The organism is Alteromonas sp. Mac1, assembly GCF_001562125.1.
In the GTDB taxonomy this organism is placed as follows: Bacteria; Pseudomonadota; Gammaproteobacteria; order Enterobacterales; family Alteromonadaceae; genus Alteromonas; species Alteromonas stellipolaris.
Genome location: NZ_CP013932.1, coordinates 2,121,176 through 2,145,051, shown reverse-complemented (window position 1 = coordinate 2,145,051; position 23,876 = coordinate 2,121,176). Strand labels below are relative to the sequence as shown.

Annotated in this window: 16 protein-coding genes; 5 read left to right on the top strand and 11 right to left on the bottom strand. The window is 43.5% G+C overall.

What is annotated here, in order from left to right; genetic code table 11:
- Positions 1-59 precede the first annotated feature (59 nt).
- The 7 genes from AV939_RS09105 to AV939_RS09075 form a co-directional block, all read right to left on the bottom strand.
- Positions 60-1,913, bottom strand: a complete 1,854-nt coding sequence (locus AV939_RS09105) for a DUF885 domain-containing protein (RefSeq protein WP_061997589.1) — start codon at positions 1,911-1,913, stop codon at positions 60-62.
- A 153-nt stretch (positions 1,914-2,066) separates the two neighbouring features.
- Positions 2,067-3,824: a BatD family protein gene (locus AV939_RS09100; protein ID WP_061997588.1), complete on the bottom strand. Its 1,758-nt coding sequence runs from the start codon at positions 3,822-3,824 to the stop codon at positions 2,067-2,069.
- Complete coding sequence (locus AV939_RS09095) at positions 3,825-5,822, bottom strand: VWA domain-containing protein (RefSeq protein WP_061997587.1); 1,998 nt, start codon at positions 5,820-5,822, stop codon at positions 3,825-3,827.
- Positions 5,822-6,856 (bottom strand): vWA domain-containing protein, encoded by a 1,035-nt coding sequence (locus AV939_RS09090; protein ID WP_061997586.1) that lies wholly within the window; start codon positions 6,854-6,856, stop codon positions 5,822-5,824. The genes AV939_RS09095 and AV939_RS09090 overlap by 1 nt, the downstream gene beginning before the upstream one ends.
- The gene (locus AV939_RS09085; protein ID WP_057793044.1) at positions 6,849-7,421 is read right to left on the bottom strand and encodes a DUF4381 domain-containing protein; all 573 of its coding nucleotides are present in this window, start codon (positions 7,419-7,421) and stop codon (positions 6,849-6,851) included. Before AV939_RS09085 ends, AV939_RS09090 begins: the two co-directional genes overlap by 8 nt.
- Complete coding sequence (locus AV939_RS09080; protein ID WP_057793041.1) at positions 7,421-8,383, bottom strand: DUF58 domain-containing protein; 963 nt, start codon at positions 8,381-8,383, stop codon at positions 7,421-7,423. The genes AV939_RS09085 and AV939_RS09080 overlap by 1 nt, the downstream gene beginning before the upstream one ends.
- 3 nt (positions 8,384-8,386) lie before the next feature.
- On the bottom strand, positions 8,387-9,343 hold the full coding sequence (locus AV939_RS09075; RefSeq protein ID WP_057793039.1) for an AAA family ATPase: 957 nt from the start codon (positions 9,341-9,343) through the stop codon (positions 8,387-8,389).
- A 305-nt stretch (positions 9,344-9,648) separates the two neighbouring features.
- Between AV939_RS09075 and fadI the strand changes: the two genes are divergently transcribed.
- The 3 genes from fadI to AV939_RS09060 all read left to right on the top strand — a co-directional run bounded on the left by fadI (position 9,649) and on the right by AV939_RS09060 (position 13,520).
- Positions 9,649-10,959 carry an acetyl-CoA C-acyltransferase FadI gene (gene fadI / locus AV939_RS09070; protein WP_013784923.1) on the top strand — a complete coding sequence of 437 codons (1,311 nt, stop codon included), beginning with the start codon at positions 9,649-9,651 and terminating at the stop codon, positions 10,957-10,959.
- 19 nt (positions 10,960-10,978) lie between these two features.
- Positions 10,979-13,117, top strand: coding sequence for a fatty acid oxidation complex subunit alpha FadJ (gene fadJ / locus AV939_RS09065; RefSeq protein ID WP_061997585.1), 2,139 nt, complete (start codon positions 10,979-10,981; stop codon positions 13,115-13,117).
- Between the two features lie 205 nt (positions 13,118-13,322).
- Positions 13,323-13,520 (top strand): hypothetical protein, encoded by a 198-nt coding sequence (locus AV939_RS09060; protein ID WP_061997584.1) that lies wholly within the window; start codon positions 13,323-13,325, stop codon positions 13,518-13,520.
- 188 nt (positions 13,521-13,708) lie between these two features.
- Here AV939_RS09060 and AV939_RS20265 read toward each other — a convergent pair whose 3' ends face one another.
- The 3 genes from AV939_RS20265 to AV939_RS09050 form a co-directional block, all read right to left on the bottom strand.
- On the bottom strand, positions 13,709-13,873 hold the full coding sequence (locus AV939_RS20265; protein WP_167347518.1) for a hypothetical protein: 165 nt from the start codon (positions 13,871-13,873) through the stop codon (positions 13,709-13,711).
- Between the two features lie 191 nt (positions 13,874-14,064).
- Positions 14,065-18,606 (bottom strand): EAL domain-containing protein, encoded by a 4,542-nt coding sequence (locus tag AV939_RS09055; protein ID WP_061997583.1) that lies wholly within the window; start codon positions 18,604-18,606, stop codon positions 14,065-14,067.
- Between the two features lie 156 nt (positions 18,607-18,762).
- Complete coding sequence (locus tag AV939_RS09050; protein ID WP_057793027.1) at positions 18,763-21,510, bottom strand: insulinase family protein; 2,748 nt, start codon at positions 21,508-21,510, stop codon at positions 18,763-18,765.
- 169 nt (positions 21,511-21,679) lie between these two features.
- On the opposite strand from AV939_RS09050, the gene sixA reads away from it, so the two are divergent.
- Together sixA and AV939_RS09040 are read left to right on the top strand one after the other, a co-directional pair.
- Positions 21,680-22,192: a phosphohistidine phosphatase SixA gene (sixA, locus tag AV939_RS09045; protein WP_231751183.1), complete on the top strand. Its 513-nt coding sequence runs from the start codon at positions 21,680-21,682 to the stop codon at positions 22,190-22,192.
- A 165-nt stretch (positions 22,193-22,357) separates the two neighbouring features.
- The gene (locus AV939_RS09040; RefSeq protein WP_057793023.1) at positions 22,358-22,546 is read left to right on the top strand and encodes a hypothetical protein; all 189 of its coding nucleotides are present in this window, start codon (positions 22,358-22,360) and stop codon (positions 22,544-22,546) included.
- Here the strand turns inward: AV939_RS09040 and AV939_RS09035 are convergent.
- Entirely contained in the window at positions 22,543-23,835 is a 1,293-nt protein-coding gene (locus AV939_RS09035) for an HlyC/CorC family transporter (RefSeq protein ID WP_057793021.1), read from the bottom strand. The two genes, AV939_RS09040 and AV939_RS09035, sit on opposite strands and share 4 nt — an antisense overlap.
- Between the last annotated feature and the right edge of the window lie 41 nt (positions 23,836-23,876).

Below are 23,876 nucleotides of genomic sequence, written 5' to 3'. Positions count from 1 at the left end.
AACGGTTTCAATAACGACCGTGTTCATTAACAGAACCCGTTTAATTCTTGAATGAACTACTAGCTAGCTTTCTGACTGGCTATCCAAGTATTAATATTTTCCTCTAAAATTGAAAGTGGAACAGGCCCATGTTTAAGCACTTCATCATGAAAACCGGCCCAGTCAAAGTTATCACCTAGCTCAGTCATGGCTTTTTCTCGTAGCTCCATAATTTTAAGCTTACCAATCATGTAGGCTGTGGCTTGGCCCGGCATGGCGATATAACGCTCGATTGCTTTTTGTGCATCGTATTCTGGGTTAGGCGTGTTTTCAACTAAATAGGTCACCGCTTCTTCACGGCTCCACTTTTTAGCATGAATACCGGTATCAACAACCAGTCGGCATGCGCGCCACAATTCCATCGCAAGTCGGCCAAAGTCAGAGTATGGGTCTTGATAAAAACCCATGTCTTTAGCTAGCTCTTCGGAATATAGCCCCCATCCTTCGGTGTACGCGGTAAAGCTTAGGAATTTTTGGAACTGAGGTACACCTTCAAGTTCTTGTGCAATGGCGCGCTGCATGTGATGGCCAGGAATGCCTTCATGGTACGCCAATGCTTCTAGTTGATAAGTTGGCATGGCGCTCATGTCGTAAAGGTTCGCGTAATACGTACCAGGGCGGCTGCCATCTTGCGCTGGGCTTTGGTAAAAGGCCTTACCTGCTGATTGCTCACGGAACGCCTCAACACGCTTAACTACCATAGGCGCTTTAGGGAGAATACCAAAGTAATCTGGCAAAGCATCGCGCATGTCGTCAATGGCTTTGGTTGCATCATCTAGGTACTGCTGACGTCCGGCATCGGTAGCAGGAAGATAAAATTGCTTATCTTCACGCATGAAAACGAAGAACTCTTGCAACGTACCCTCAAACTCCACCTTTTTCATAATGTCGCGCATAGAAGCATGAATACGCTCAACATTATCAAGGCCTATCTGATGCACTTCATCAGCGGTCAAATCAGTGGTAGTAAACCAGTTTAAGCGGTTTTGATACCACTTATCGCCATCAGGCAAGCGCCATACACCGTCACCTTCAGGGGTAATGGTTTTTTGATGTTCTAATTCTTGAATAAAGTCTTTGTAAGCCGGCATTACAGACGTAACTAGCGCGGCTTTCGCTTCACCTAGTAGGGTGGTTTTTTCTACATCATCAAGCTCAAGGTTATCGACCTTTGTATTGAAATCTTCCCAAATAGTGGAGGGGGTATCACTGGTATCAAACGGTGCGCCAGTAACCACATTTTGTGATGCTGCAATCATTTGCTCATAAGCCCAAGCAGGGGGAAATACGCCTGCTTGCTCACGTAGCTTCATCTGCTCGATAACTTGTTTAAAATATTCGCTCACATTGTCTAGACGGCTAATGTAGGCTTGTGCGTCTTCTTTGCTTTTTACACCATGAATATTAATTAAGAAGCTAGGCACTTGGGTATGGGCGGCACGAAATTGGTGTACTACATAGCTGTGATGACGAAATTCATCGTTAGCTAAATCTCTTTCAATACCCAATTTATATAAACGAAGGCTTAATTTTTCTTGCTCGCTCAGCTTAGTTGTATCGAAACTTTCAATAGTTTCAAGGCGATTTTTTGCTTTGGCAATGTCTTTTTCTTTTTGCTCTTCAGAAACATCATTCCACTTATCATAGTCCCACTTGATGCCTAGGTAGCTTTGAAACATAGGCGAGCTTTTGAGATCTTCTTCGAAAGTGCGTTCAAAAAAAGCATTAACTCGTGCTGAATCAGTTTGGCTTTCAGTTTCTACTGCTGGCGGCGTTTGTTGAGTGGTTTGGCTTGTTTCAGGTGCGGGTGAACATGCCATTAGCCCAAGCATTGCAATAGCAATTGGTGATAACGATAGCAGTGGTGTTTTCATGAATTCTCCTGGTTAGGTGGTCGCGGTAGTATTTCTACCGTCTAATTTTTAGCTTTATCTTTAAATTTGTACCCCTAGCACGAGTTAATGCCTCTTTTTTAAAGTTACTCGTGCCAAGCAGTCCAAATAAAGCGCCTTTCCTTTGCGCAGTATTTAGGTAGAGGGGTACAAATTAGTTAAGGTATTTTTACCAGACTTCTTGTTTTTTAACCAAGTATCTCTGGCTTTTTTAATCGCGTTTTGCATTGATTCGGGTTTCCAGTCGCTTTTCGACTGGCTAAACAGTGTTTGCTGCAATGCATTTAAATGAGACTGGATCTCGCTAGTTGCGCCGTGGTCGGATGGATTTATAAAACCTTTGTGGTGGGGATATAAACACTTCAACCAGTTTTGCAATGCTGGAGCAATAGCCGCTGTATTACTCGCTTTTACTGACGCCATCAATGATTTAAAGGCCGCCGTTTCATCACCTGAATTCGCTACTAAAACAGTATTGGCGGTAGTCGCCGTATAATTTGGTTTTCGCTTTCTTTGAATTACATAAGTCACTACCCAAGCGATAACCGTGAGTACCCAGAGACCTGCAAATAGCCAAGTTAAGTAATGAGGAGCTTGTGCTTCACCGCTATTAGCTAATCCACTTTGTGGTTCACTATTTAGCTCGCCACCACTTTCAGTTTGGCCGGCTTGATTAGTAGGTACTGAAGTTGCGCTACTCGCCGCTTGATTGTCGAAACCTGGCTGAGTGGGCGACGTGGCAGCAGTAGCTGGTTGAACAGTGACTGTACGGGCAGGGATAGTCGCATACTCTGTTTGCTCGGTTAAGGTATTAAACCAAGGGATAGTCACTTCAGGTAATACAAAGCTGCCTGCTTGAGTGGGAATTACCGCCAGCGAGCTCTTACGCTGTGCAATCAAGGTGCTGTCTTTTTCTACTGTGGTGGTAGAGGATTGATCTGGATACAATTTAAAGTGAGGAGGATAAAACTCTGGTATTTCTGGTAACTGTTCTTCCACTACACCTAGTGCGGTAAGTGTTACCACACGAGTGATAGGTTCACCGACTACAAAGGCATCGCCTTGGGGCCATTCTTCATCAACCCGCGCCAATTCAGTGGGTAACCATGGGTAGTCAATACCAGCAGGGATAGGTTTGATATTTACCGTAATATCGGGTCCAACACGGTTCACTTGTTGAGTTCTATTAAATAACCCGAAACGTTGATTCGTATTAGCGGCAGCCACTTCAGCAGTAAATACCGGCCCTCTAATGGTAAATTCGCCTGATGCTTGGGGCACGATGGCAAATTGGCGTTCGATAATTTGGTAACGGCGACCGTTTACAATGTCGGTATATTGCTTATCGTCACCTAACTGCTTTATTTCTGCATTTTGCATGGTGGGCGATTGCAAGCTGCCGCGCTCGATATTTGTCGCAAGATGCAATTTTATGGTGTAGAAAAGTTGTTGGTTTAGATAGGCTTCTTTTAAATCAATACTAGTAGTCACGAAGTAATCGCGGGCAACGTTCTCAGATTGTTGAACGGGAATAACATTCACCGACATTGGCGCAGATTGCTTACCTTCTATACTAATAGCAGGAATGGTGAAGGTACCTTCTTTACGCGGAAACAAGGTGGTAGTCCAGGTGGTGGTTTTCTTGGTATCGAAGTTCACAATAGAGGTTTGACTGCTCACCGACGTTCTACCAACAACGAAGTCTTTTAATAATATTGAGCTATCAAAAGACTCACGGTCTGCGCCGCCATTTGCCACAACGGTTAACCGAATAGCCTCATCAAGCATTACCGGATTTTTATCTATAGTGGCTTCAACTGAAGTCACATCTGCCAGCACAACCATGCTGCGTAAAAGTAAGAAAAGGGTTGTAGTGAATAAAATTGCTTTCATCTACCAATCACTCCGATTTGAAGGCATGCGTTGTCTTTGGCGCTTCTGCGCTTCTAATTGCATTTTTCGTTTTAATAAGAACGCGGGGTCATCTGGTACTCTGCGCATTAAATTTTCAAGACGTTGCTGTTGTTCTTTTTCAGCATCTGTCATCTCGCCAGCTTGAGCCATGGCGGCATCACTTTCTTGCTGGGCTTCATCGCTACTTTCTTCATTCCCAGTATTTTGTGGGGCGCCTGCGTCTTCTTTGTCGTTTTCTTCACCGTTGGCACCATCTTGCGCCTCCGACTCATTTTGGTTTTTGCTATCATCTTGTTCACCCCTTTCATTTTGTGAAGACTGGGGATCACTTTGACTGTCATTTTCATCGTTAGCATTCTGGTTATCAGACGCGCTCTGCTCACCGTTTTCTTCAGATGTATCTTCACTGTTTGAACCATCATTATTTTGGCTATCTTGGCTACTATCGTCGCTACCTTCTTGATTTTCACCTTCGCCAGAATCTTGTTGGTTTTCACCCTCATTCGATTGCTGATTTTCTTGGTTTTGCTGTTCCTGCTCTTCTTGCTGCTGTTTCAACTGTTCCAATAAGGTTTTATTTGCCGCAGCATCTTGATAGTTAGGATCTTGCTTTAGTACTTCGTCATACTTGGCGATGGCCTCATCTAGCTTGCCCAAACGAGCCAGTGTATTGCCTTGGTTATACAAACCTTCAATACCGCCTTGTTGTTGATAAGCGGCAAGTGCTTGTTCGTAGTCGCCGGCCTTGTAATGCGCCGCACCTTGCCAAGCAGGGTCTTCAAATGTAGACGCGGCTTGATCAAAGGCGTTATCCGAGTAGTTTGCTAAGCCTTCTTGATTGGCATTTAAAAATGGCTTTTGCCACCATGACACAGAAGAGGAAGTTGAACTCTCTGACGGCGGCTCTTGGGTAACAGATTGCGCCATCACTGATTCACTGCTCATCGGCATGTAGATAGCTGCTATAACAGCAAACACTAATCCGCGCCTAAATCCAAGCGCCATTAGCGGAAGCAGAGCCAATAAAAGATAGGGGCCAAACTCGCGCCATTGGTCGCCTTCAGTATTATTCGCATCTTCCTCTGATTCACTGTCTCTATCGAGTAGCGACAAGGAAGCGAGTGCAGTAATATCATCATCATTGGTGGTAATTTCACTAAATTTACCGCCGCTAGCACGGACAATTGCATTTACTGCACCGCTATTAAGTTTAGGTATCACAATAGCGCCACTTCTATCTTTGAGTAATTCACCGGTGATTTGCCTGATAGGAGCACCGTCATCTGTTCCTACAGCAAGTGCATTCAACGTAAAAGGCATGTCAGCAACGTACTCTTGTAACTCTTGTTGCTGGCGTAAATCAACGCCATCGGTTATCCAGTAAATCATACCTTTACTGTAGCCCGCGTTTGTTAACAACTCAGCAGCGGTCTCAACGCCTAACAATGGGTCGCTGCCGGGCACCGGCATAATTTCGGGTGATAAACTTGGTAAGAGTGTCGTTATGTTAGCGGCATCTTGGGTAAGCGGGCTCACCACAAATGCATCACCCGCATAAGCCACTAAACCCATTTCACCTTCACCTATTTGGTTAACAAGATCGATGGCTTTGTATTTGGCTCGGGTAAGTCGATCTGGGGTAATGTCAGTAGCGCGCATCGACAATGACATATCCATGACTATGACATGCCCCATCTTTAGTTGATAAACAGGTTGTGGGAGGCGCTCCCATGTTGGACCAGCTAAGGCAACAACGGCAAGCAGCCACCCGAATGCAAGCAACCAAAATGGAGGCTTCTGCCCTTTTGTTAATTTCCCTACCACCATATGCTGATATAAATGTGAGGGAATAACCGATTGCCAACCCGACTTTTTCGACGTATTTCGCTTAAGAGCTATATAAAGAATAAGCGCGGGAATAAGCGCTATAAACCACTCAGGTCGCAAAAAGTGGAAGTTGGTAATAAAATCTTCCATTACACACTTTCCTTTTTGTCGCTCGATGAAACGTGAGTGCGTGACAGTGATGTTATCAACGTACTTCCAATCATTATTAATGCCCATAAGGCAGACAAAACAAAGGCTACCGCCAATGGAAAGTAGAAGAGGGCTGTTAGCGGTCGCATTTTTCTCGCTTCACCTTGTATTGGTTCTAGTGCGTCTAACTTGGCGTAAATGGCTTCTAACTCTTTTACATCTCTAGCTCGGAAATATTGCCCACCGGTAGATGTAGCAAGGTCACTTAGCATGTCTTCATCTAACTCTTGAGAAGGATTCACCTGTCGACTACCAAAGAAACTTTGGATCAGCATTTTATCTGCGCCTACGCCAATGGTGTAAACCTTCACTTTTTTATTTACTGCCAATTCTTTTGCTTGCTCAGGGGTAATAAAACCTGCGGTATTTTGTCCATCGGTAAGTAAAATAAGCACGTTGTTTGATTCATCTTTTGCATCAAACCGTTTAACCGCTAAGCCAATAGCATCACCGATTGCAGTTTGTTCTCCCACCAAACCAATCACAGATTCGCTCAGTAAAGTAGAAACCGTATCTCTGTCATAAGTGAGTGGTGCTTGAAGATAAGCGGTATCGGCAAACAATATTAAGCCTAAGCGGTCACCCACGCGGCGCTGGATAAAGTCGTACAGCACGGACTTTGTCATGGTCAGTCGATTCACTTGTCTGCCATTTAATTCCATGTCGTCAATTTTCATACTGCCAGATAAATCTACCGCCAACATCATCTCTCGGCCTTCACTTGGAATGCTTATTGGCTCCCCCAACCATTGGGGGCGGGCTGCGGCAATAACCACGCAGAGCCAAATTAGCGATGCAAGTAGAACTGGGATTTTGCTGCTTTTAAGCGGTGAGGGAGTGTCTTGAATGCCCGGTCTTAATGCAGGCACCTGTAAGGCCGCCATCACATGTTGTGGCTTCGCTGGCACTAGGTATCGAACAAGTAAAGGGAGGGGGAGTAGGAGCAAAGCCCACCACCATGCGAAATCAAGCATGGGTTGCCTCCTGACTTTTTTGCTGATTAAAGGATGAAGGTTTTTGTGAAGCCAGCTTTCCTTTACTATTTGAAGGGGAGGTGACTTTAAAGTGCTTCACCCACGCGTTTGCTGCTTTACTACATTCGTCAAAATGTTTGTTGTCGCATTTCGGCGCGTACTGCTGAGAATGCAGTGTTGATAGTGAATCGCTCATATTATTTTTACGTTTTTCTGGCAGCGTTTTCAATAGAAATTCATGCCAACTGTTACCATAAAGCCCTGCTACTTCTTGTTGTTTGAAATAGGTCACCGCGGTACGTTTTAATACATTATTGATTTGCATAGGCCAGTTGTCGTCAGAAGACGAAATACTTGCTAGTAGCTTTAGTGCATCGCGACGGGGCTTGTTGAATTTACGCTTTTTAACAAGATAAATAATGAGACTTATTGTGCCTGCTAAACATAACGTAATTAAGCACCACCAGCCCCAGTCCAGAGGCCAAACTGCTACATTGTCAGGAACATGTATATCTTTAAGCTGTGCAAGAGGATCGGTTTGCGGCATACCTTGGGCTGATTGCATCAAAAGCGCTCCTGTTGCATGCCTTGAATTTGGGTATCAAGAGGCAGTCCCGCAGAAATGTGGTAGCGAGAAATATTTGCTTGTTTAAGTGATTGTTCCATTGCACTGTTTTGTTGTTCACGCCAACGTTGATAGGTGTCTTCTTCTTTTCTATCGCCTAATAACCATCGTTGTTGATTAATGCCATCAGAAACACTTACTCGTTGAATGGAGCGTGTTTGGGGCAAGCTATGTTCAATAGGATCGTCAACAATAATTGCTCTAACTTCACAATGGCGCGAAAGCTGACTTAAATGTTGCTGGGCTGCACTACCTAAATGCTGAAAATCAGAAAGTAGATAAACGAGGCTACCTGGGCGAGCTAAACGACGAAGTCGAGCACATGCGTCTGCAAAAGCTTGAGTATCGTCCTCAGTGCTCGCCACTTGCTCATGGCTGGTGGCATGCAAATCCATCAACTCGTGACAAATGTGCAAAACAGCCCGCTTACGAGCAAGGGGTTTCACTTCTTTGTGCTGGCTTTGGTTAAACAACAACGCGCCTACCTTATCGCCATGCGCTGCCGCAGACCAACTTATCAACGAACAGATGTGGGCAACCTGCATAGATTTAGTCAGTAGCCGTGTTCCGAACATCATTGATGGCGAGAAGTCGCAAAACAAAAATACAGGACGCTCACGTTCTTCACGATATATTTTGGTGTGAGTTTTACCCGTACGAGCGGTAACGCGCCAATCGATTGCTCGAATGTCGTCGCCTGGTTGGTAGTGCCGAGCTTCGTCAAACTCCATGCCTCGACCTTTATGTTTGGTCAAATAGCTACCGGCAAGGCGAGCTTGAGGCGAGCGCTTGGGCGCAAGACTAAATAGCTTAGCCAACTGCTGATAACGTAAAAGCTCAGCAGTGGACAAATTAACACCGTTGGTTTGCAGTAGCGCTAACTGCGAATGAACATCACTCATCGTTTATGGAACAGCTACGGTAGCAACAATTTGGTTCAGCACATCGTTCATAGTAATGCCTTGTGCTTCTGCGTGATAAGACAAAATAATGCGATGGCGAAGTACGTTATGTACAACCGCTTGAATATCATCAGGGCCAACAAAATCTCGCCCACTTAGCCACGCGTGTGCACGTGCACATCTGTCTAAGCTGATGGTGGCGCGAGGGCTAGTACCCATAGCGATCCATTCGGCAAGGTTGGCGTCAAACTTAGCTGGTTGTCTGGTGGCCATGACCAATTGCACCAAATATTGCTCAAGCTCAGGCGCCATATGAAGCGCTAGGGCTTCTTTACGTGAAGAGAATATATCTTGCTGAGTTAATTTAGGCGGTGTTACTGGCGGTACTGATAGCGCTTCACCACGGGTTAATCGCAAAATTTCTAACTCTGTTTCTGCGTCTGGATAATCAATGTCGACGTGCATCAAAAAGCGATCGAGCTGTGCTTCTGGTAATGGGTAAGTCCCTTCTTGTTCAAGAGGGTTCTGTGTAGCCATAACCAAGAACAATGGCGGAAGCGGGTAGGTCTTACTGCCAACCGTTATTTGACGTTCTGCCATGGCTTCTAACAGCGCTGATTGAACTTTAGCGGGTGCACGGTTAATTTCATCGGCCAGAACTAAGTTGTGAAATAGTGGGCCTTTTTGAAAAACAAATTCACCCGTTTCAGGACGGTAGATATCCGTGCCGGTTAAATCAGCAGGTAATAAATCTGGGGTAAATTGAACGCGATGAAAGTCGCCGTCGATACCATTGGCAAGCGCGTTGATTGCTCGTGTTTTAGCTAAACCTGGAGGCCCTTCTACTAAAAGGTGGCCATCGGCTAAAAGCGCAATAAGAAGGCTTTTCGTAAGTGCACTTTGACCAATAATTTGCTGATCTAAATACTTCTGCAGTTGCTGAAATTGTTCCGCTGCCATAATGCAATTATTCCGTTGAAATTCTAGTTATCAGGAAAAGTAAACCAATTAACTCGCCCAAATGTGTGTCGCGAGTAGATAAATTGGCATAAAACAGACTATGTTTTTCTTATATGGTTCCCTTGTCGTCTAGTTCAAGTCGTTAAAAACATCTAATTTTCAGATAGGCGACGCTTATTCGAAACAAATAGGCTGAAAACTGTTCGTGAACGTTGATAATTTGCTATTTTGTTCATTGTTTGTAAAAATTGGGTTTATTACAGGTCAGACCACTTATTTCACGTGGTCATTAATTTAGGTGCATTATGTCAACAAGACAATCTGTTACTACCCGCGAGGGTGATCGCATCGCCATTGTGGCGGGGTTACGTACTCCGTTTGCAAAAATGGCGACATATTTCCACGGCGTTCCCGCTGTCGATTTAGGTAAAATGGTCGTTAACGAACTGCTCGTACGCCATGGTATACAAAAAGAATGGGTTGATCAGGTTGTCTACGGTCAAGTTGTTCAAATGCCTGAAGCCCCAAATATTGCCCGTGAAATTGTATTGGGTACTGGCATGAATGTGCACACCGATGCATATAGCGTCTCTCGCGCATGTGCCACTAGTTTCCAGTCCACTGTGAATATTGCCGAAAGTATGATGGCTGGCCACGTTCAGGTAGGTATTGCTGGTGGTGCTGACTCTACGTCTGTATCGCCAATTGGTGTATCTAAGAACCTAGCTCGTGCATTGGTTGATCTTCAAAAAACCAAAACTTTGGGTCAGAAGTTTAATATCTTTAAGCGTTTAGGTCTTAAAGATCTAGCCCCTGTGCCGCCAGCGGTTGCAGAATACTCAACCGGTTTGTCTATGGGACAAACTGCTGAGCAAATGGCGAAGTCGCACCACATCTCACGTGAAGAACAAGATGCACTAGCACATCGTTCACACAGTTTTGCGGCGCAAAGCTGGGAAGAAGGTAAGCTAGACAGTGAAGTGATGACCGCTTATGCAGAACCCTACAAAGGTGCGTTATCTCGTGACAACAACGTACGTTTCGATTCTAAGCTTGAAGGCTACGCAAAGCTTCGTCCCGTTTTTGATAAAAAATACGGTACGGTAACGGCAGCTAACGCCACCCCGCTAACTGATGGTGCTTCAGCCGTTATTATGATGACGGAGAGCCGCGCGAAAGAGTTGGGTTATAAGCCATTAGGTTATCTCAAAAGTTACGCATTCTCAGCCATCGACGTTTGGGAAGACATGTTAATGGGGCCTTCTTACGCAACCCCAATCGCACTAGACCGTGCAGGCATGACATTAAACGATATTACGCTTATCGAGATGCATGAGGCCTTTGCGGCGCAAACCCTTTCTAACGTGAAGATGTTTGCCAGCGATAAATTTGCCCAAGAAAAGCTTGGCCGCGCGAAAGCGACCGGTGAAATTGATATGGACAAATTTAACGTTATGGGAAGTTCTATTGCTTATGGTCACCCGTTTGCGGCGACAGGTACGCGAATGATTACTCAAATGCTTAACGAGCTTAATCGCCGAGGTGGTGGTACTGGTCTACTAACCGCTTGTGCAGCGGGTGGTTTAGGTGCAGCTATGATTGTGGAGACAGAATAATATGAGTCAGGACACAACAATGACAAATGACGTTCAAGCAACATCTGGTGCCTTTACGTTAACCAAACAAGACAATGGCGTAGCCATACTCACCATGGATGTACCTGGTGAGTCTATGAATACGCTAAAAGCAGCTTTTGGCGATGAAATATCTGCCATGCTGGATGACATTGATGCAGATACCAGTATTAAAGGTGTTGTGCTAACGAGTGGCAAAGCAAACTCGTTTGTAGCCGGCGCGGATATTAGCATGCTTGCTGCGTGTAATACCGCAGAAGACGCGACGACGATTGCAGCAGGCGGCCAAGCTATTTTTGACCGTATCGAACGCATGAAAGCAACTTTTGTTGCAGCCATAAATGGCCCTGCGCTCGGTGGTGGTTTAGAGCTTGCCCTTGCGTGTCATTATCGAATTTGTACCGATTCACCAAGCACTCAGGTGGGTTTGCCCGAAGTTCAGCTTGGCTTATTGCCTGGCAGTGGTGGCACACAACGATTACCTCGTTTGATTGGTATACAGCAAGCTATGAAAATGATGCTTACTGGTGCGCCAGCACGCGCGAAGCAAGCTAAAAAGTACGGCATTGTTGATGATGTAGTACCGCAAAGCGTTTTGCTTAAAGTGGCTGAACAGTTTGCCCTTAAGCGCAAGCCTGAGCGTGAAGCGCCGCAAAAAAGCGTAATGGACAAAATGCTTGAAAATACCGGCCCAGGCCGTGGCATGATGTTCAAAAAAGCGCGCGAAGCGACGTTTGCAAAAACGAAAGGTAACTATCCTGCGCCCGGTTACATCATTGATGTTATCGAAACTGGCATGCGTGATGGCATTGAAGCTGGTCTTAAAGCCGAAGCTGAAGCATTCGGAAAGTTGGTGATGACGCCTGAATCTTTCCAGTTACGCCAAATTTTCTTCGCGACTACCGACATGAAGAAAGAAAACGGTATTGAAGGCGTAGCGCCAGAGAAAATGAAGAAAGTTGGCGTACTAGGCGGGGGATTAATGGGCGGCGGTATTGCGTTTGTAACCTCTACTAAAGCTGGCGTACCTGTGCGTATTAAAGATGTTCGCCCTGAAGGCATTGCTAATGCAATGAAATATAGCTACGACATTTTAAATAAGAAAGTGAAAAAGCGCTTCATGCGTAGTAGCGAAATGCAAAAGCAACTGTCGCTTATCACTGGCACCTTAGACTATAGCGGCTATCAAGATACCGATATTGTAGTTGAAGCGGTATTTGAAGATTTAGATCTTAAGCAAAAAATGGTTGCGGATATTGAAGAAAATTGCAAAGAGAACACTATCTTTGCCTCTAACACTTCTTCTATTCCAATTACCCAAATTGCTGCCAAAGCTGCTCGTCCTGAAAACGTGATTGGTCTTCACTACTTTTCACCTGTAGATAAAATGCCATTGGCGGAAGTTATCGCTCATGAAACTACGTCGGATCAAGTTATTTCATCTACTGTTGAATTTGCGAAAAAGCAGGGTAAAACACCCGTCGTTGTTAAAGATGGCGCAGGCTTTTACGTTAACCGCATTTTAGCACCTTACATGAATGAAGCGGCTAGCTTAATTCTTGCAGGCGAGCCTATCGAGCACATCGACAAGTCTCTCGTTAAGTTTGGCTTCCCTGTAGGTCCTGTGAAGTTGCTTGATGAGGTTGGCATTGATGTTGGTACTAAGATCATTCCTTTCCTAGTAGAAGCCTTTGGAGAGCGTTTTACGGCGCCATCTGCTTTCGATAAAGTACTGGCTGATGGTCGTAAAGGTAAAAAGAACCAAAAAGGTTTTTACAGCTACGAAGGCAAGAAGCCAGGTAAAGAAGTGGATGAAAGTATCTACTCACTTCTGGGTTTAACACCGTCAACTAAATTGAGTGAAAAAGAAGTGGCTGAACGCTGCGTGCTTATGATGCTTAATGAAGCCGCTCGCTGTTTAGATGAGAGTGTTATTCGCAATGCCCGTGATGGCGACATTGGTGCTATCTTTGGCATCGGATTTCCACCTTTCCTAGGCGGTCCTTTCCGTTATATGGACACGTTGGGAGTAAAACATGTTGTTGAGCGCTTGAATCATTACGCTAGCACCGTGGGTGATAAATTCGCACCTGCTGATGTATTGGTGAAGATGGCTGAAGAGAACAGTTCCTTTTATTAATATGTAAGCAATAGATAAAAAGCCGGGCTCCTGAAAAATTATGAAGGGTTCCCGGCTTTTTTGTGCGTAATGAATAATTTTGGTGGTTTACTAGTCAATTTTCAGTACAATCCCGCAGTTTTAAAAAATACCAGTCAAAATTTTGGCGTTGCATTAAAAAGAGTTTTTCAGTTTCCTTAATTACTGAGCTAAGTAGGAGAGCTTTTTGTTTGTTTTAATATCGTTAAGTCTATTAAGTGGTGTTTTCTTTTATGTAGAGGCGGTGAAGTGGGGAATGAATGCTAAGTACTGGGCAGCGCTTGCGTTAGTGATAGGGCCTTTTGTATTCCCTTTGTTCGGTATTGCCAGACATATACATTGGCGCAGGGCTGTAGGGTTTAATAATCTAATGGTAGAAGCTTAACCGGCTACAGAAAGGCTTTAGAAGCCCTGTTAGGTTTAAAACGCTTAAAGCCTTTGAAGCCGTTAAAGCTTTTAAAGCAAGGATAACCCCCTCTATTTCTCGTTAAGCCTATGTATTAGGCGCACAGCTGAATTTCAGGTATAAAAAAAGAGAGTCTATGCTCTCTTTTTTGGAATTCTTGAAGGCTATTATAAGCCTACGCCGTAACCGTTGCCGGTTTTAGGGCGGTAGTTTTGAGGTTGAGTAACCGACTCTTTTTGCTGCTCAGGGGCTTGCTTAGCGCCTTCTTGGTTATCAGCAGCAACAGGGGTAGCGGTAGATAGTACTAATGCAACAGCATACTCTTTTAACATTTTAATATTCCTCTGATTTTTTATTTTAAGAACGAACAAACAAAACCGATAGAAAGGATGTTTACCGGTTACAGAAGATATTGCGAGAGATGTGCCAACTTTTTAAGTTGTTGATATATGGTGATTTAATTTGTTTTCGGTGCATTTTTTGACACTTGAATTAGTCAAAAGTAGTAAGCGCCAAAAAATAGTCAGATATTTGAATGGCCAAGCAGGTTGTGAAGTTTTTGATTTTCAGTCAGTAATTTTTCAAATCGCTCTGCGTTAAGGGGGCGACTGTATAAAAAGCCTTGCAACATCTCGCAATCATAGCGGCGCAAGATATTTAATTGCTCTTCTTCCTCAACCCCTTCAGCCACTACTTTTAAGCCTAGGTTGTGGGCGATATTAATTATTGCTGCTGCCATATGACGATCTACGCTACTTTTAGCGATATCGTCAATAAAGGCTTTATCTATTTTAAGCGTATTGAGTGGGAATCGCTTCAGATAGGCCAAGGAAGAGTACCCAGTACCAAAATCATCAAGGGCAAGGTGTATACCACGCTCTCTCAATCGGCTCATCATCCGAAGACCATTTTCAGGGTCTTCCATTAAGGTCCCTTCGGTAATTTCACATTCTAAGTGCAGTGGAGAAAGGCCTACTTCGCTTAAAATGCGGTTAATTCTGTCGTCTAAATCTGGAAGTTCGAATTGTTTAACAGAGATATTTACGGCTACTCGGCCAGTAAATAAGCCTTGAGAGACCCAGCGTTTGGTATCTATACAGGCTTTACGTAATACCTGTTCACCAATTTCGATGATCTGACCTGTTTGCTCAGCAAGGGGAATAAATTGCCCAGGACTCACTATGCCTTTCTGCGGGTGTTCGAAGCGCACTAACGCTTCCATACTCACCAGTTTGCCAGAGGCGATATCAACTTTCGGTTGGTAGTAAACCGTAAATAAGTCGTCTTTAATGCCTTGGCGAATTAAGTTTTCGATTTGCAACTGACGAACCGCATTTTGGTTCATTTCACCGCTGAAGAATTGATAGCTATTACCACCATTATTTTTTGCAAAGTACATGGCTGTGTCGGCATTTTTTAGCATTTCTTGTGGCGTATTGCCGTCGTCAGGGAAGAAGGCTATCCCTAGGCTTGCGCCCAACACAAACTCTTGCTTATTGATAATGAACGGGCGAGCAAGGGTGTCTAGTAAGTTTTGCGCGTAATGGGTGACAGTATGAATATCTGCACTATCTTCCATTAAGACACTGAACTCATCACCACCTAGACGATAACAAGTCGCATTTTTACCCGTAATGCGTTGTAGGCGTTTGGCAATTTGTTTAATTAAAATGTCGCCAGTTTGGTGGCCTAGCGAGTCATTTATCTTCTTGAAGTTGTCCATGTCCAAACACAGCAAGGTGTGAGGGGCGCCTTTACGAACTAAGTTCTGATGACTTGCTTGGTAGAAAGAGCGGTTAGGTAGTTCAGTTAGCGGGTCAATATTAGCCAGCTTAAGTAATTCTTTTTCGGTACTCTTACGTGAGGTGATATCACTAAATACACCAACGAAGTGACTTATCTTTCCGTCGTCGTCGTGCACTGCATCTATGTTTAGTTCCATTTCATAACGTTCACCATTAACGCGAACTGATTCTACTTCACCCGACCAATTACCTTTCGTTTTCAGGGTCTTTTTAATCTCTTCTGTAAACGCATCGGGATACAAATGGAAATGCAGGTAGCTTGCAAGGGCTTGTTCTCTAGTTTCACCTGTATAGCTACAGTAAGCGTTATTTACTGAAATAAATTTAAACTGTGTGGTGGTAATAAACACACCCTCAGAAATATTTTCAATTGAACGCTTAAACAGGTTTAGTTGCTCTTCAGCTTCTTTTAGGTGGTTAATATTCTTCAAGGTTCCAGTCATACGAACCGGTTGCTGGTTATGATCCCGTTCAACCACTTTTCCGCGATCGAGTAACCATATCCATTGGTTTTTGAAGGTTTTAGCGCGATAGGCAAGCTCATAGAAGTCACTTTTACCTTCTAAATGGCTGCGTAAGGCGTCTCTAACACGGCCTATATCATTAGGATGAATATTCGCATCATAGGCGCCAGTGGTTCTTATATCGTCTTGCGGGAAGTCTAACGTGCCCCAAGTGTTTGCTCGATATACTTGACCACGGTATACATCCCAATCCCATAGCTCGTCGCCAGAACTCCATAAGGTAAGTTTGAGTCGCTCTTCTGATTCACGTATGGAAAGTTGATTAGATTTACGTAATTGGTATTGTCGAATGATAAAGGCCAAAACAATGGTAAGTAAAAGTGCATAAAAAACTAATGCAACTGAATGTAACCATGGCGGGCGATTAATATAGATTCTTAATTCGCGACTTTTAGACCAATGTTTCCCTGGCTCGATAGCTTGGACTTCAAAAATATAATTGCCAAACGAAATGTTGTTAAATTGAGCAGTTCTGACATTTTCGTTGTATACCCACAGATTATCCATGCCTTTTAGACGATAGCGATATGAAACCTCTTTTGGGTAGACAGCGTTTATTAAACCAAAAGAAATGCTGAATCTGGATTCAAAATATTCAAGTAGTTTCTCATTTTCGTAGGTAATATTTGCGAGTAAGCTATCTTCCCCAACTACTTTATCTGTACCTAGCAACCCTGTGTTGGCTTGGTTTGACTCACCAAATACTCTAAATTCAAATAGTTCGGGCATGCTAGTTTGATTTTCTTCAATCGAAGATATCTGATGTGCTTTCGATATTCTGTTGAAGCCTTTGTTGCCACCAAAATAGATATCGCCATTAGAAGTTGCTAAAACTGCACTTTCCCCTAAAGAATTAAATTCAAGTTGGGCATTCGAAACTTTAGATATTTCACTCAATGTAGATAAATCTATTTGATGGACCCCCGCACTATCTGCGTACCAAATACTGTCGTGGGTACCGATAGATGAAAAGATGAACCCATTTCCATCATCACGAATTTGCCGCTGTACGACTTTCAGTGTTTTTTTATCTACTTTTAGCACGCCATCCGAGCGGGTGGTTAACCAGTACGCGTCAGGTGTTTCATATACGCCGTACACGGGGGACGAGAGGCCTTTTTCTTTGCCAATTCGATCTACTACCGTGTTGCTAGAGAGGGAGTAAAGAAGAATGCCACTTTCTTGTCTAAGCCATAGGCGATTGTTATTGTCAGTAAAGATAGGGAGTAGAATCGTTGAGGTATTATCTACTTCGTGATGCACCGGTAGAGGTGGTTCTGCGTCTATGGAAGTGTCAATTGAATACAGGCCGTTGTCTTCCAGCCAAACCCAAACTCTGTTTTTCCCTTTATAAATATAGTCAACAAATTGCCCAGGGAAATAACGCTCTAATAATTCGAGCTTGTTCTCTATGCGCTTATAGACACTTAAACCACCTGAACTAGCAACCCAAAAATACCCTTCTTTATCAATTTCAACATCCCAATAGCTAGTGCCAGGCGATATTTCCTCATCGAAATATAAATAGTCGAAATCGCCTGTGACACTATCTAGTCTTCCAATTCCATTTTGTTGAGAAGCAAAATATATGTCATTGGAAGAGTCTTGAGCTAAACCCCAAATCGTTGAGTTTTCGTCACTGTCTGTGCCTTTTAACGCACTAGAATGAAAGCGTATTTCTGAAAATTCTGAGTGGAATTTGAACGCATTTTGCATAGTGCCCAGCCACAGCGCACCGGATCTATCTTTGGTGATACCAAAAATGATTTTTTGACTGAGTTTAGTTATATTTTGTTTATCTGAACTTAAATGGGCAATGTCTGCAGAAGATATATTTTTTGGTGATTCAATATTGGTATTAATGATAAAAAGGCCATTGTCTGAGCTGAACCAAACATGCTCATCAAACTCTATGATAGAGGTGACATTTACGTCGACATCAAGGTTCATTAACTCTTTACTTATATGCTTGAGTTGGCCGCCATTCGCACTGATAACATATACGCCTTCATTAGTGGCCAACCAATAATTGCCTTCTATTACTGTAATATCATGCAAAGCCCCTGTGTCTAGACTGATCCCCCATGGGTTGACCATACCTAAATCAAAAACTTCATTGGTATTCTTATCTAAAATCTTCGCACCTAATTCGTTAGAGCCAAACCAGATTCGAGATGGTTCATCATATATTAACTTTATGGTGCTATCGGTCTTATATACCTGAGCAAGTATTTTTATTTGATTGTCTTGCGATTTGGAAAGGGAATAAGCGTATTTATGGTCTGAAAACAAAATACTACCGTCAATACCTTCACTAATTGTTGTGATTACATCGAGTTTGATGACAGAGTTTTGTTTGGAAAATGTTTCAAAATCATCACTTTCGGGTCGGTAGCGGGCTAACCCTGAGTGAGTCGCAATCCAAAGGATGCCATCAGAATCAACAAATAATTTTTGAATAAATCCACTAGGAAGGGCATGGGGGTCGTTATCTGACGGGTGATACTGATTAATTTCATAACCAGAGTAACGGTTAAGCCCGTTAGGTGTCGCAAGCCATATGTACCCCTTGTCGTCTTCGGCAATGTCGAGGACAACAGTACTTGATAACCCATCTCGGTTATCTAACTCAGTAAATTGTAAATCAGCAACTTCTATGGCCGCCGCATCGGAGAAAATTACTCCGAGCAGTTGAAGCCATATGACTATAACTGAGTAAGCTAGGGTTGAGCGCACCTACACACCTTTGGCATTACGCCTTATCATTATAATTTATAGTTAGGCTGGCCGCATCCCTAACAGCCAGAATAATAAATATGCCGAAATAACGCGGGCTCTACAAGCGATTTTTAGTTATAGGAGGGTGATGGTTCAATTGTTAACCATCTTTTGCTAGTAATAAGGAATTTGGGATTTAAACTCTGAAATTCCATTTATGGTTCTGTGCTTTGGCGTTTCTAGTTTTTCGTGCTTTCCTTCTGCAAACAGAATCAACTCTCCGCAACGCTCTCGCTTGGCAAGTTGATGGGCGTAACTTTGTATATCTTCAAAACTTAACGCACTAATACACTCAGCAAGTTGTGTATTTCTATTAAAGCTTAAATCTTGAGTACCTAAGCTTATCCATAGTCTTTGCGACTTCATCGACAAATTAAGGTCACGTTCTTCAAGTTGCTTTAATAAGTTCTGTTTGATAGTAGACCAATAAAAACGATAAAACTCGATTTCTTCTAACTGCTGAAACAGGAATACGGTCATGGCATCAAGTAGCGTTTTGGCACTGTTATTAGGGCTTTGCACATAAAATGCCATCCCAGGGTGTTGATTGTGGGGAACATAGCCGGTTCCCACAATGTAGCCCAACTGCTGTTCTGTTCGAAGCGCATTGAAAAATGGTGCCGCCAACATTTGCTCTAACACCATACAAAGTGCAGTGTCGTGTAGGCCTGCAGTAGGGGCTTGTAAATACAGCACAACAGCCGCATCGTCGTGCTCACAACTGACTTGATGATAAAAAGCTTCGCCAACGGGAAGTTTCGATACCGCGCGAGACAAAGGTGCACCGCTAGTGTTAACACATTTACTATCAATAGTGTGTGCGAATCCCATCGCTTGCTCGCTGGCCCAATTGCCATGCACAAAACTTTCTATGAAATAATCGTCAAATGCAGTGTCACGCACTTTAATCATATCTTCATAGGAAGTGTTGGCTACCGCTTGCAATAACTCCACAGGAGCTTGAGTATTACGTTGTATCAACACACTCAGCCTAGAGAACAAGCGGTTAGTTGGTTTGTTCAACAATGAGTTCTGTAAATTTTGAAGCTGCATTTGTTTGTAATGCTGAAAATTAAACTCTGATGGTTTAAACGATAAGACCGCTTCTAGCAACTGCTCAGCTAATAACATCTGCTGATTGGTAAAGCCTCGGGTATGCAATGTAAAGCCAGCTTGGTGGCCATAAATTCGATAATGCAGCCCCGCAATTTCGGCGCGGTAATACTTGGCTTGCAAGTAGTCATTTAATGCACTTAACCAAATTCGCTTAGCAGCAACCGCGGTTAAAGAATCAGAAAAGTGCACCATATCAAACGAGACATAAATGTCGCCCTTGGGGCTAAAAAACTGTTGGTCTTGTGCAAACCAGAAGCGCACGCCGTCTTTATCAACCAATTTCGTAGGGTTATCGAATCCTGTTTCTGGTAACACTAACGCGTAGCTTTCCCCTAAATAAGGGTTCGGAGGGGGCAGCGATAATGCTTCAATCGTTATTGGTGACGCAAAGGCGTTCAATTGTTCTTCAGCAATAGGCTGAACACGGTATCTTGCATTGTAATATGCGCAGCTTCTGTCGGTTTCTACATCCGGAGAGATTACCTTTAATCGAATGTTAAACGGCGTAAAGAACGACAAGGCCTCTTTCATGACTGCGCCGTCGTAGCTACCGATACTCGTGCGAAGCTTTCTTAGTTGCTCCGGAGTGAATAAAAACTGATGCTGAGCAAATTCGCTAACCATCGTTAGCGGCTTGACGTTCTCTTCATATTCTAGAGCTAGTGCGGTAAGTTGTGCTTTCTCTTCGAATCGCCATGAATCATTAATAGAAAGCTTAACCAATTCTAAGTAACTAAATAGTGCCATTACCACATGGTGTTGGTTTGCTAACCCAAGCTCTGTTAACTGAAAGCTAATATTGAAGTCTTTGAATTTGTCGCCTTCAATACCCGAACCAGCAATTAGATTTACCGCCCAGTTTTGGCTCTTTAAGTAGGCAAGTAGACTGCCTTCGCCTTCATCGCCAAGTAAATGACTAATATAATTTAGCGGTTTGGTATCGATATCATTGTGAATGCCTGGTAATGCAAAGGTTACTATCATTCGCCGCGCTGTTTGCAGCGGTTTGATATTAATTTGAATGCCAAGCTGAGAAGAGGAATAAAGCGCAGGCCAAGAATCACTGGCTAACGCGCCGGCCTCAAAACTTGAAAAACTCTGCGTTATTAACGCTTCTAGCTGAGCAATAGGAACAGGGCTTGAAATACACAAACACATATTGCGCCCACAATAATACTGTTTGTGCAGAGCTCTTAATGCCTCGCGAAGGCTGTTAACTTCGTGTTTTGAAAATATATCAGCATTGCCAACAGAAAATTTAGAGAAGGGGTGAGCGGGATTACACGTTTCTTTGTGAATTTGATAAAGCCGGCGTAAATCGTCTTTAATTTTAAACTGAAACTCTGCATCAATGGATTTGATTTCGTTTATAAGCGCGGTTTCATTTAAGATGGGCTGGCGCAACATATCGGCAAAGGCCGGAAGGGTTTGTGCAATCGCAGAACCGTCACACTGATAGTGATAATTCGCATATTCAGTACCTGTCCACGCGTTAATATTACCGCCATGTTGCTCGATGAACCCGTTGATACTATTTGGGTTTGGAAAATGTCGACTTCCCATAAAGAGCATATGTTCTAGTAAATGGGCTAACCCCTGACAATCGCTTGGATCGTAAAAATGACCCGCACGAACCGCCATAGAAACATAGGAGGTGCTGGATTGTGGCTCGTGGCATAACATAACCCTAAGGCCGTTAGGCAGGGTAAAGTGATATGCATTGTCAAATTTTTGAACGTTAGTCACATGATCTCATTGTAAAAACTCAAGACAAAATTGTCAGGAAACCACAAACTACTCACAATCCCTGAAATGAAATAATACAGTTTAATAACCACTATTTAGGTTTTGTGCTATGCGTAATTAAAGCACTCTGTTATCGTAACTGCACTTAAAACATAGTATGCGTAATGTTATGTCAGGTCAAAGTAGCAACGACGACATTTTTTTATTTATCATGCGCCACGGAGAGGCAGAAGCACCGCGTTTGGATGACAAAAGTCGGCAGCTCACTCAAGTTGGTAGACAGCAATCGTTGGCCGCTACGCAGTGGTTGTGTGCGAATTATTGTCCTGATAACGCCGTGGATTTGGCGCTAATCAGCCCTTATCGCAGAACGCGTCAAACCCTTGATATGGTCTCCCTCGATATCGTCGCTGATAAAGTCGAAGTTAATGAAGATATTATTCCCGACGGCTCGGCAGAATTGGTTAGCGATTATTTGTCGGCGCGCATTCACAGTGCTGTGAATTCTAAACAACCCCTCAAACGAATATTGGTGGTTAGCCACATGCCGTTAGTTAGCTATTTGGTTGACGCATTGTGCCAGTCTTACACAACCAGTTTATTCGCTACTGCTTCCATCGCCGTCATCCGTTATTCGCTCAGAACACAAAAAGGCACCTTGCTAACACATTACCAAGGCTGAAGGTTCAAATAGCGATAAAAGGTCGATACACGTGGTGTATCTGGCTTGAATGACAATGGTTACATTAGACTAAAGATTTATTTGTGGATTTTGCTTCAGAAGTTTTGTTTTTGACCGATAATAATTATTGAGAGTGTCAAAGTTTATTCGAAAGCAGGGTGGGGAATGACCAGCAAATCTATTCCTGAACTCCTCAAGCGTTCATTGCAGTCGCATATGGCGGAAGCAGATTTGCGCGAAGACGAGGAGATGCAGGACATTATTACAAAATTGACTACGTTGTCTGACAAGGTTGCGGCTGCAAAAGCGCAAGTGCTTGCCAAACGTGCTCAAAAAGCAGTAGATAAAATCTAGTCTGAAGCGCCAGACTGGGGGGCGTTGAAGTACTCCGGCATAATGCGAACCGTTTTGATCATGTTTTCTGTAATATCCACAATCTCTAACGGGTAACCTGCCAAGCGAACACTCACTTTGTTCTCTGGAATCTCTTCTAAATACTCTAGCAATAGCCCATTCAATGTTTTCGGCCCTTCAGTAGGCAAGTTCCAATCCATTTCTTTATTAAGGTCACGAATATTAGCACTGCCATCTACCAATACAGAGCCATCTTGCTGAACGTGCGCTTCTTTACTGTGATCAGGCACCATGCTGGTGGTGAAGTCACCGATGATTTCTTCGAGAATATCCTCTAATGTAACCAAACCCATAATATCGCCATACTCGTCGACAACGAGCGCGATACGTTCTTTTTCTGCTTGGAACTTATACATCAACGTATGTAATGGCGTAGATTCTGGCGTGTAGTATATTTCTCTTACCGCACGAAGCAGACTCGATTTAGTGAACTGGTCTTTCGACAACAAGCGAAGGGCGTCGCGCACATGTACAAACCCTACTGCATCATCAATGCTATCGCGGTAAAGTAACACACGGGTATGTTGAGCGTGGGTAAGGTGCTTCTGAATTCGCTTCCATTCGTCGTTAATATCTATGGCAACAATTTCAGCTCTTGGCACCATAATATCTTCCGCTGTTACGCTCTCTAAATCCAAAATACTCACCAACATATCTTGGTGTTTTTTGGGAATAAGGCTTCCGGCTTCATAAACAACGGTACGTAATTCTTCGCGACTTAAAGAGTCGTCATTGCCATCTGCGGGGCTAATTTTGAGCAGCGCTAAAATGCCATTGGTGATGCCATTGATAAAAGCCACGAACGGATAAAGTATCGTTAACAAGGGTAATAGTATTACCGAACTTGGGAAGGCCACTTTTTCTGGGTAAAGCGCAGCTAATGTTTTCGGGGTAACTTCAGCAAAAATAAGCAAAATTAAAGTTAAGCCAAAGGTGGCTGCAAATAAGCCCCAATAATCGCCAAACAAGCGAATACAAATAATTGTCGCTAACGATGAAGCGGCAATATTAACAAGGTTGTTCCCTATTAAGATAAGACCTATAAGTCTATCGGGGCGGTCGAGAAGTTTTTGAACCCGTTGGGCAGATTTATTGCCTTCGTTTTGCAGGTGCTTAAGGCGATATCGGTTTATCGACATCATGCCTGTTTCAGAACTAGAGAAATACGCAGAAAGTAATATGAGTACGCCGAGCGCGATAAACAGCGTACTCGTAGATATGTCGTCCAACTATTGGGTTCCTATCATTTATTGATGTTCAAATACTGTAA

What these genes read in the sequence shown, in the direction of transcription:
- AV939_RS09105 (WP_061997589.1), bottom strand. Translation starts at nt 1,913, where the DNA reads ATGAAAACACCACTGCTATCGTTATCACCAATTGCTATTGCAATGCTT.
- AV939_RS09100 (WP_061997588.1), bottom strand. Translation starts at nt 3,824, where the DNA reads ATGAAAGCAATTTTATTCACTACAACCCTTTTCTTACTTTTACGCAGC.
- AV939_RS09095 (WP_061997587.1), bottom strand. Translation starts at nt 5,822, where the DNA reads ATGGAAGATTTTATTACCAACTTCCACTTTTTGCGACCTGAGTGGTTT.
- AV939_RS09090 (WP_061997586.1), bottom strand. Translation starts at nt 6,856, where the DNA reads ATGCTTGATTTCGCATGGTGGTGGGCTTTGCTCCTACTCCCCCTCCCT.
- AV939_RS09085 (WP_057793044.1), bottom strand. Translation starts at nt 7,421, where the DNA reads ATGCAATCAGCCCAAGGTATGCCGCAAACCGATCCTCTTGCACAGCTT.
- AV939_RS09080 (WP_057793041.1), bottom strand. Translation starts at nt 8,383, where the DNA reads ATGAGTGATGTTCATTCGCAGTTAGCGCTACTGCAAACCAACGGTGTT.
- AV939_RS09075 (WP_057793039.1), bottom strand. Translation starts at nt 9,343, where the DNA reads ATGGCAGCGGAACAATTTCAGCAACTGCAGAAGTATTTAGATCAGCAA.
- fadI (WP_013784923.1), top strand. Translation starts at nt 9,649, where the DNA reads ATGTCAACAAGACAATCTGTTACTACCCGCGAGGGTGATCGCATCGCC.
- fadJ (WP_061997585.1), top strand. Translation starts at nt 10,979, where the DNA reads ATGACAAATGACGTTCAAGCAACATCTGGTGCCTTTACGTTAACCAAA.
- AV939_RS20265 (WP_167347518.1), bottom strand. Translation starts at nt 13,873, where the DNA reads ATGTTAAAAGAGTATGCTGTTGCATTAGTACTATCTACCGCTACCCCT.
- sixA (WP_231751183.1), top strand. Translation starts at nt 21,680, where the DNA reads ATGTCAGGTCAAAGTAGCAACGACGACATTTTTTTATTTATCATGCGC.
- AV939_RS09040 (WP_057793023.1), top strand. Translation starts at nt 22,358, where the DNA reads ATGACCAGCAAATCTATTCCTGAACTCCTCAAGCGTTCATTGCAGTCG.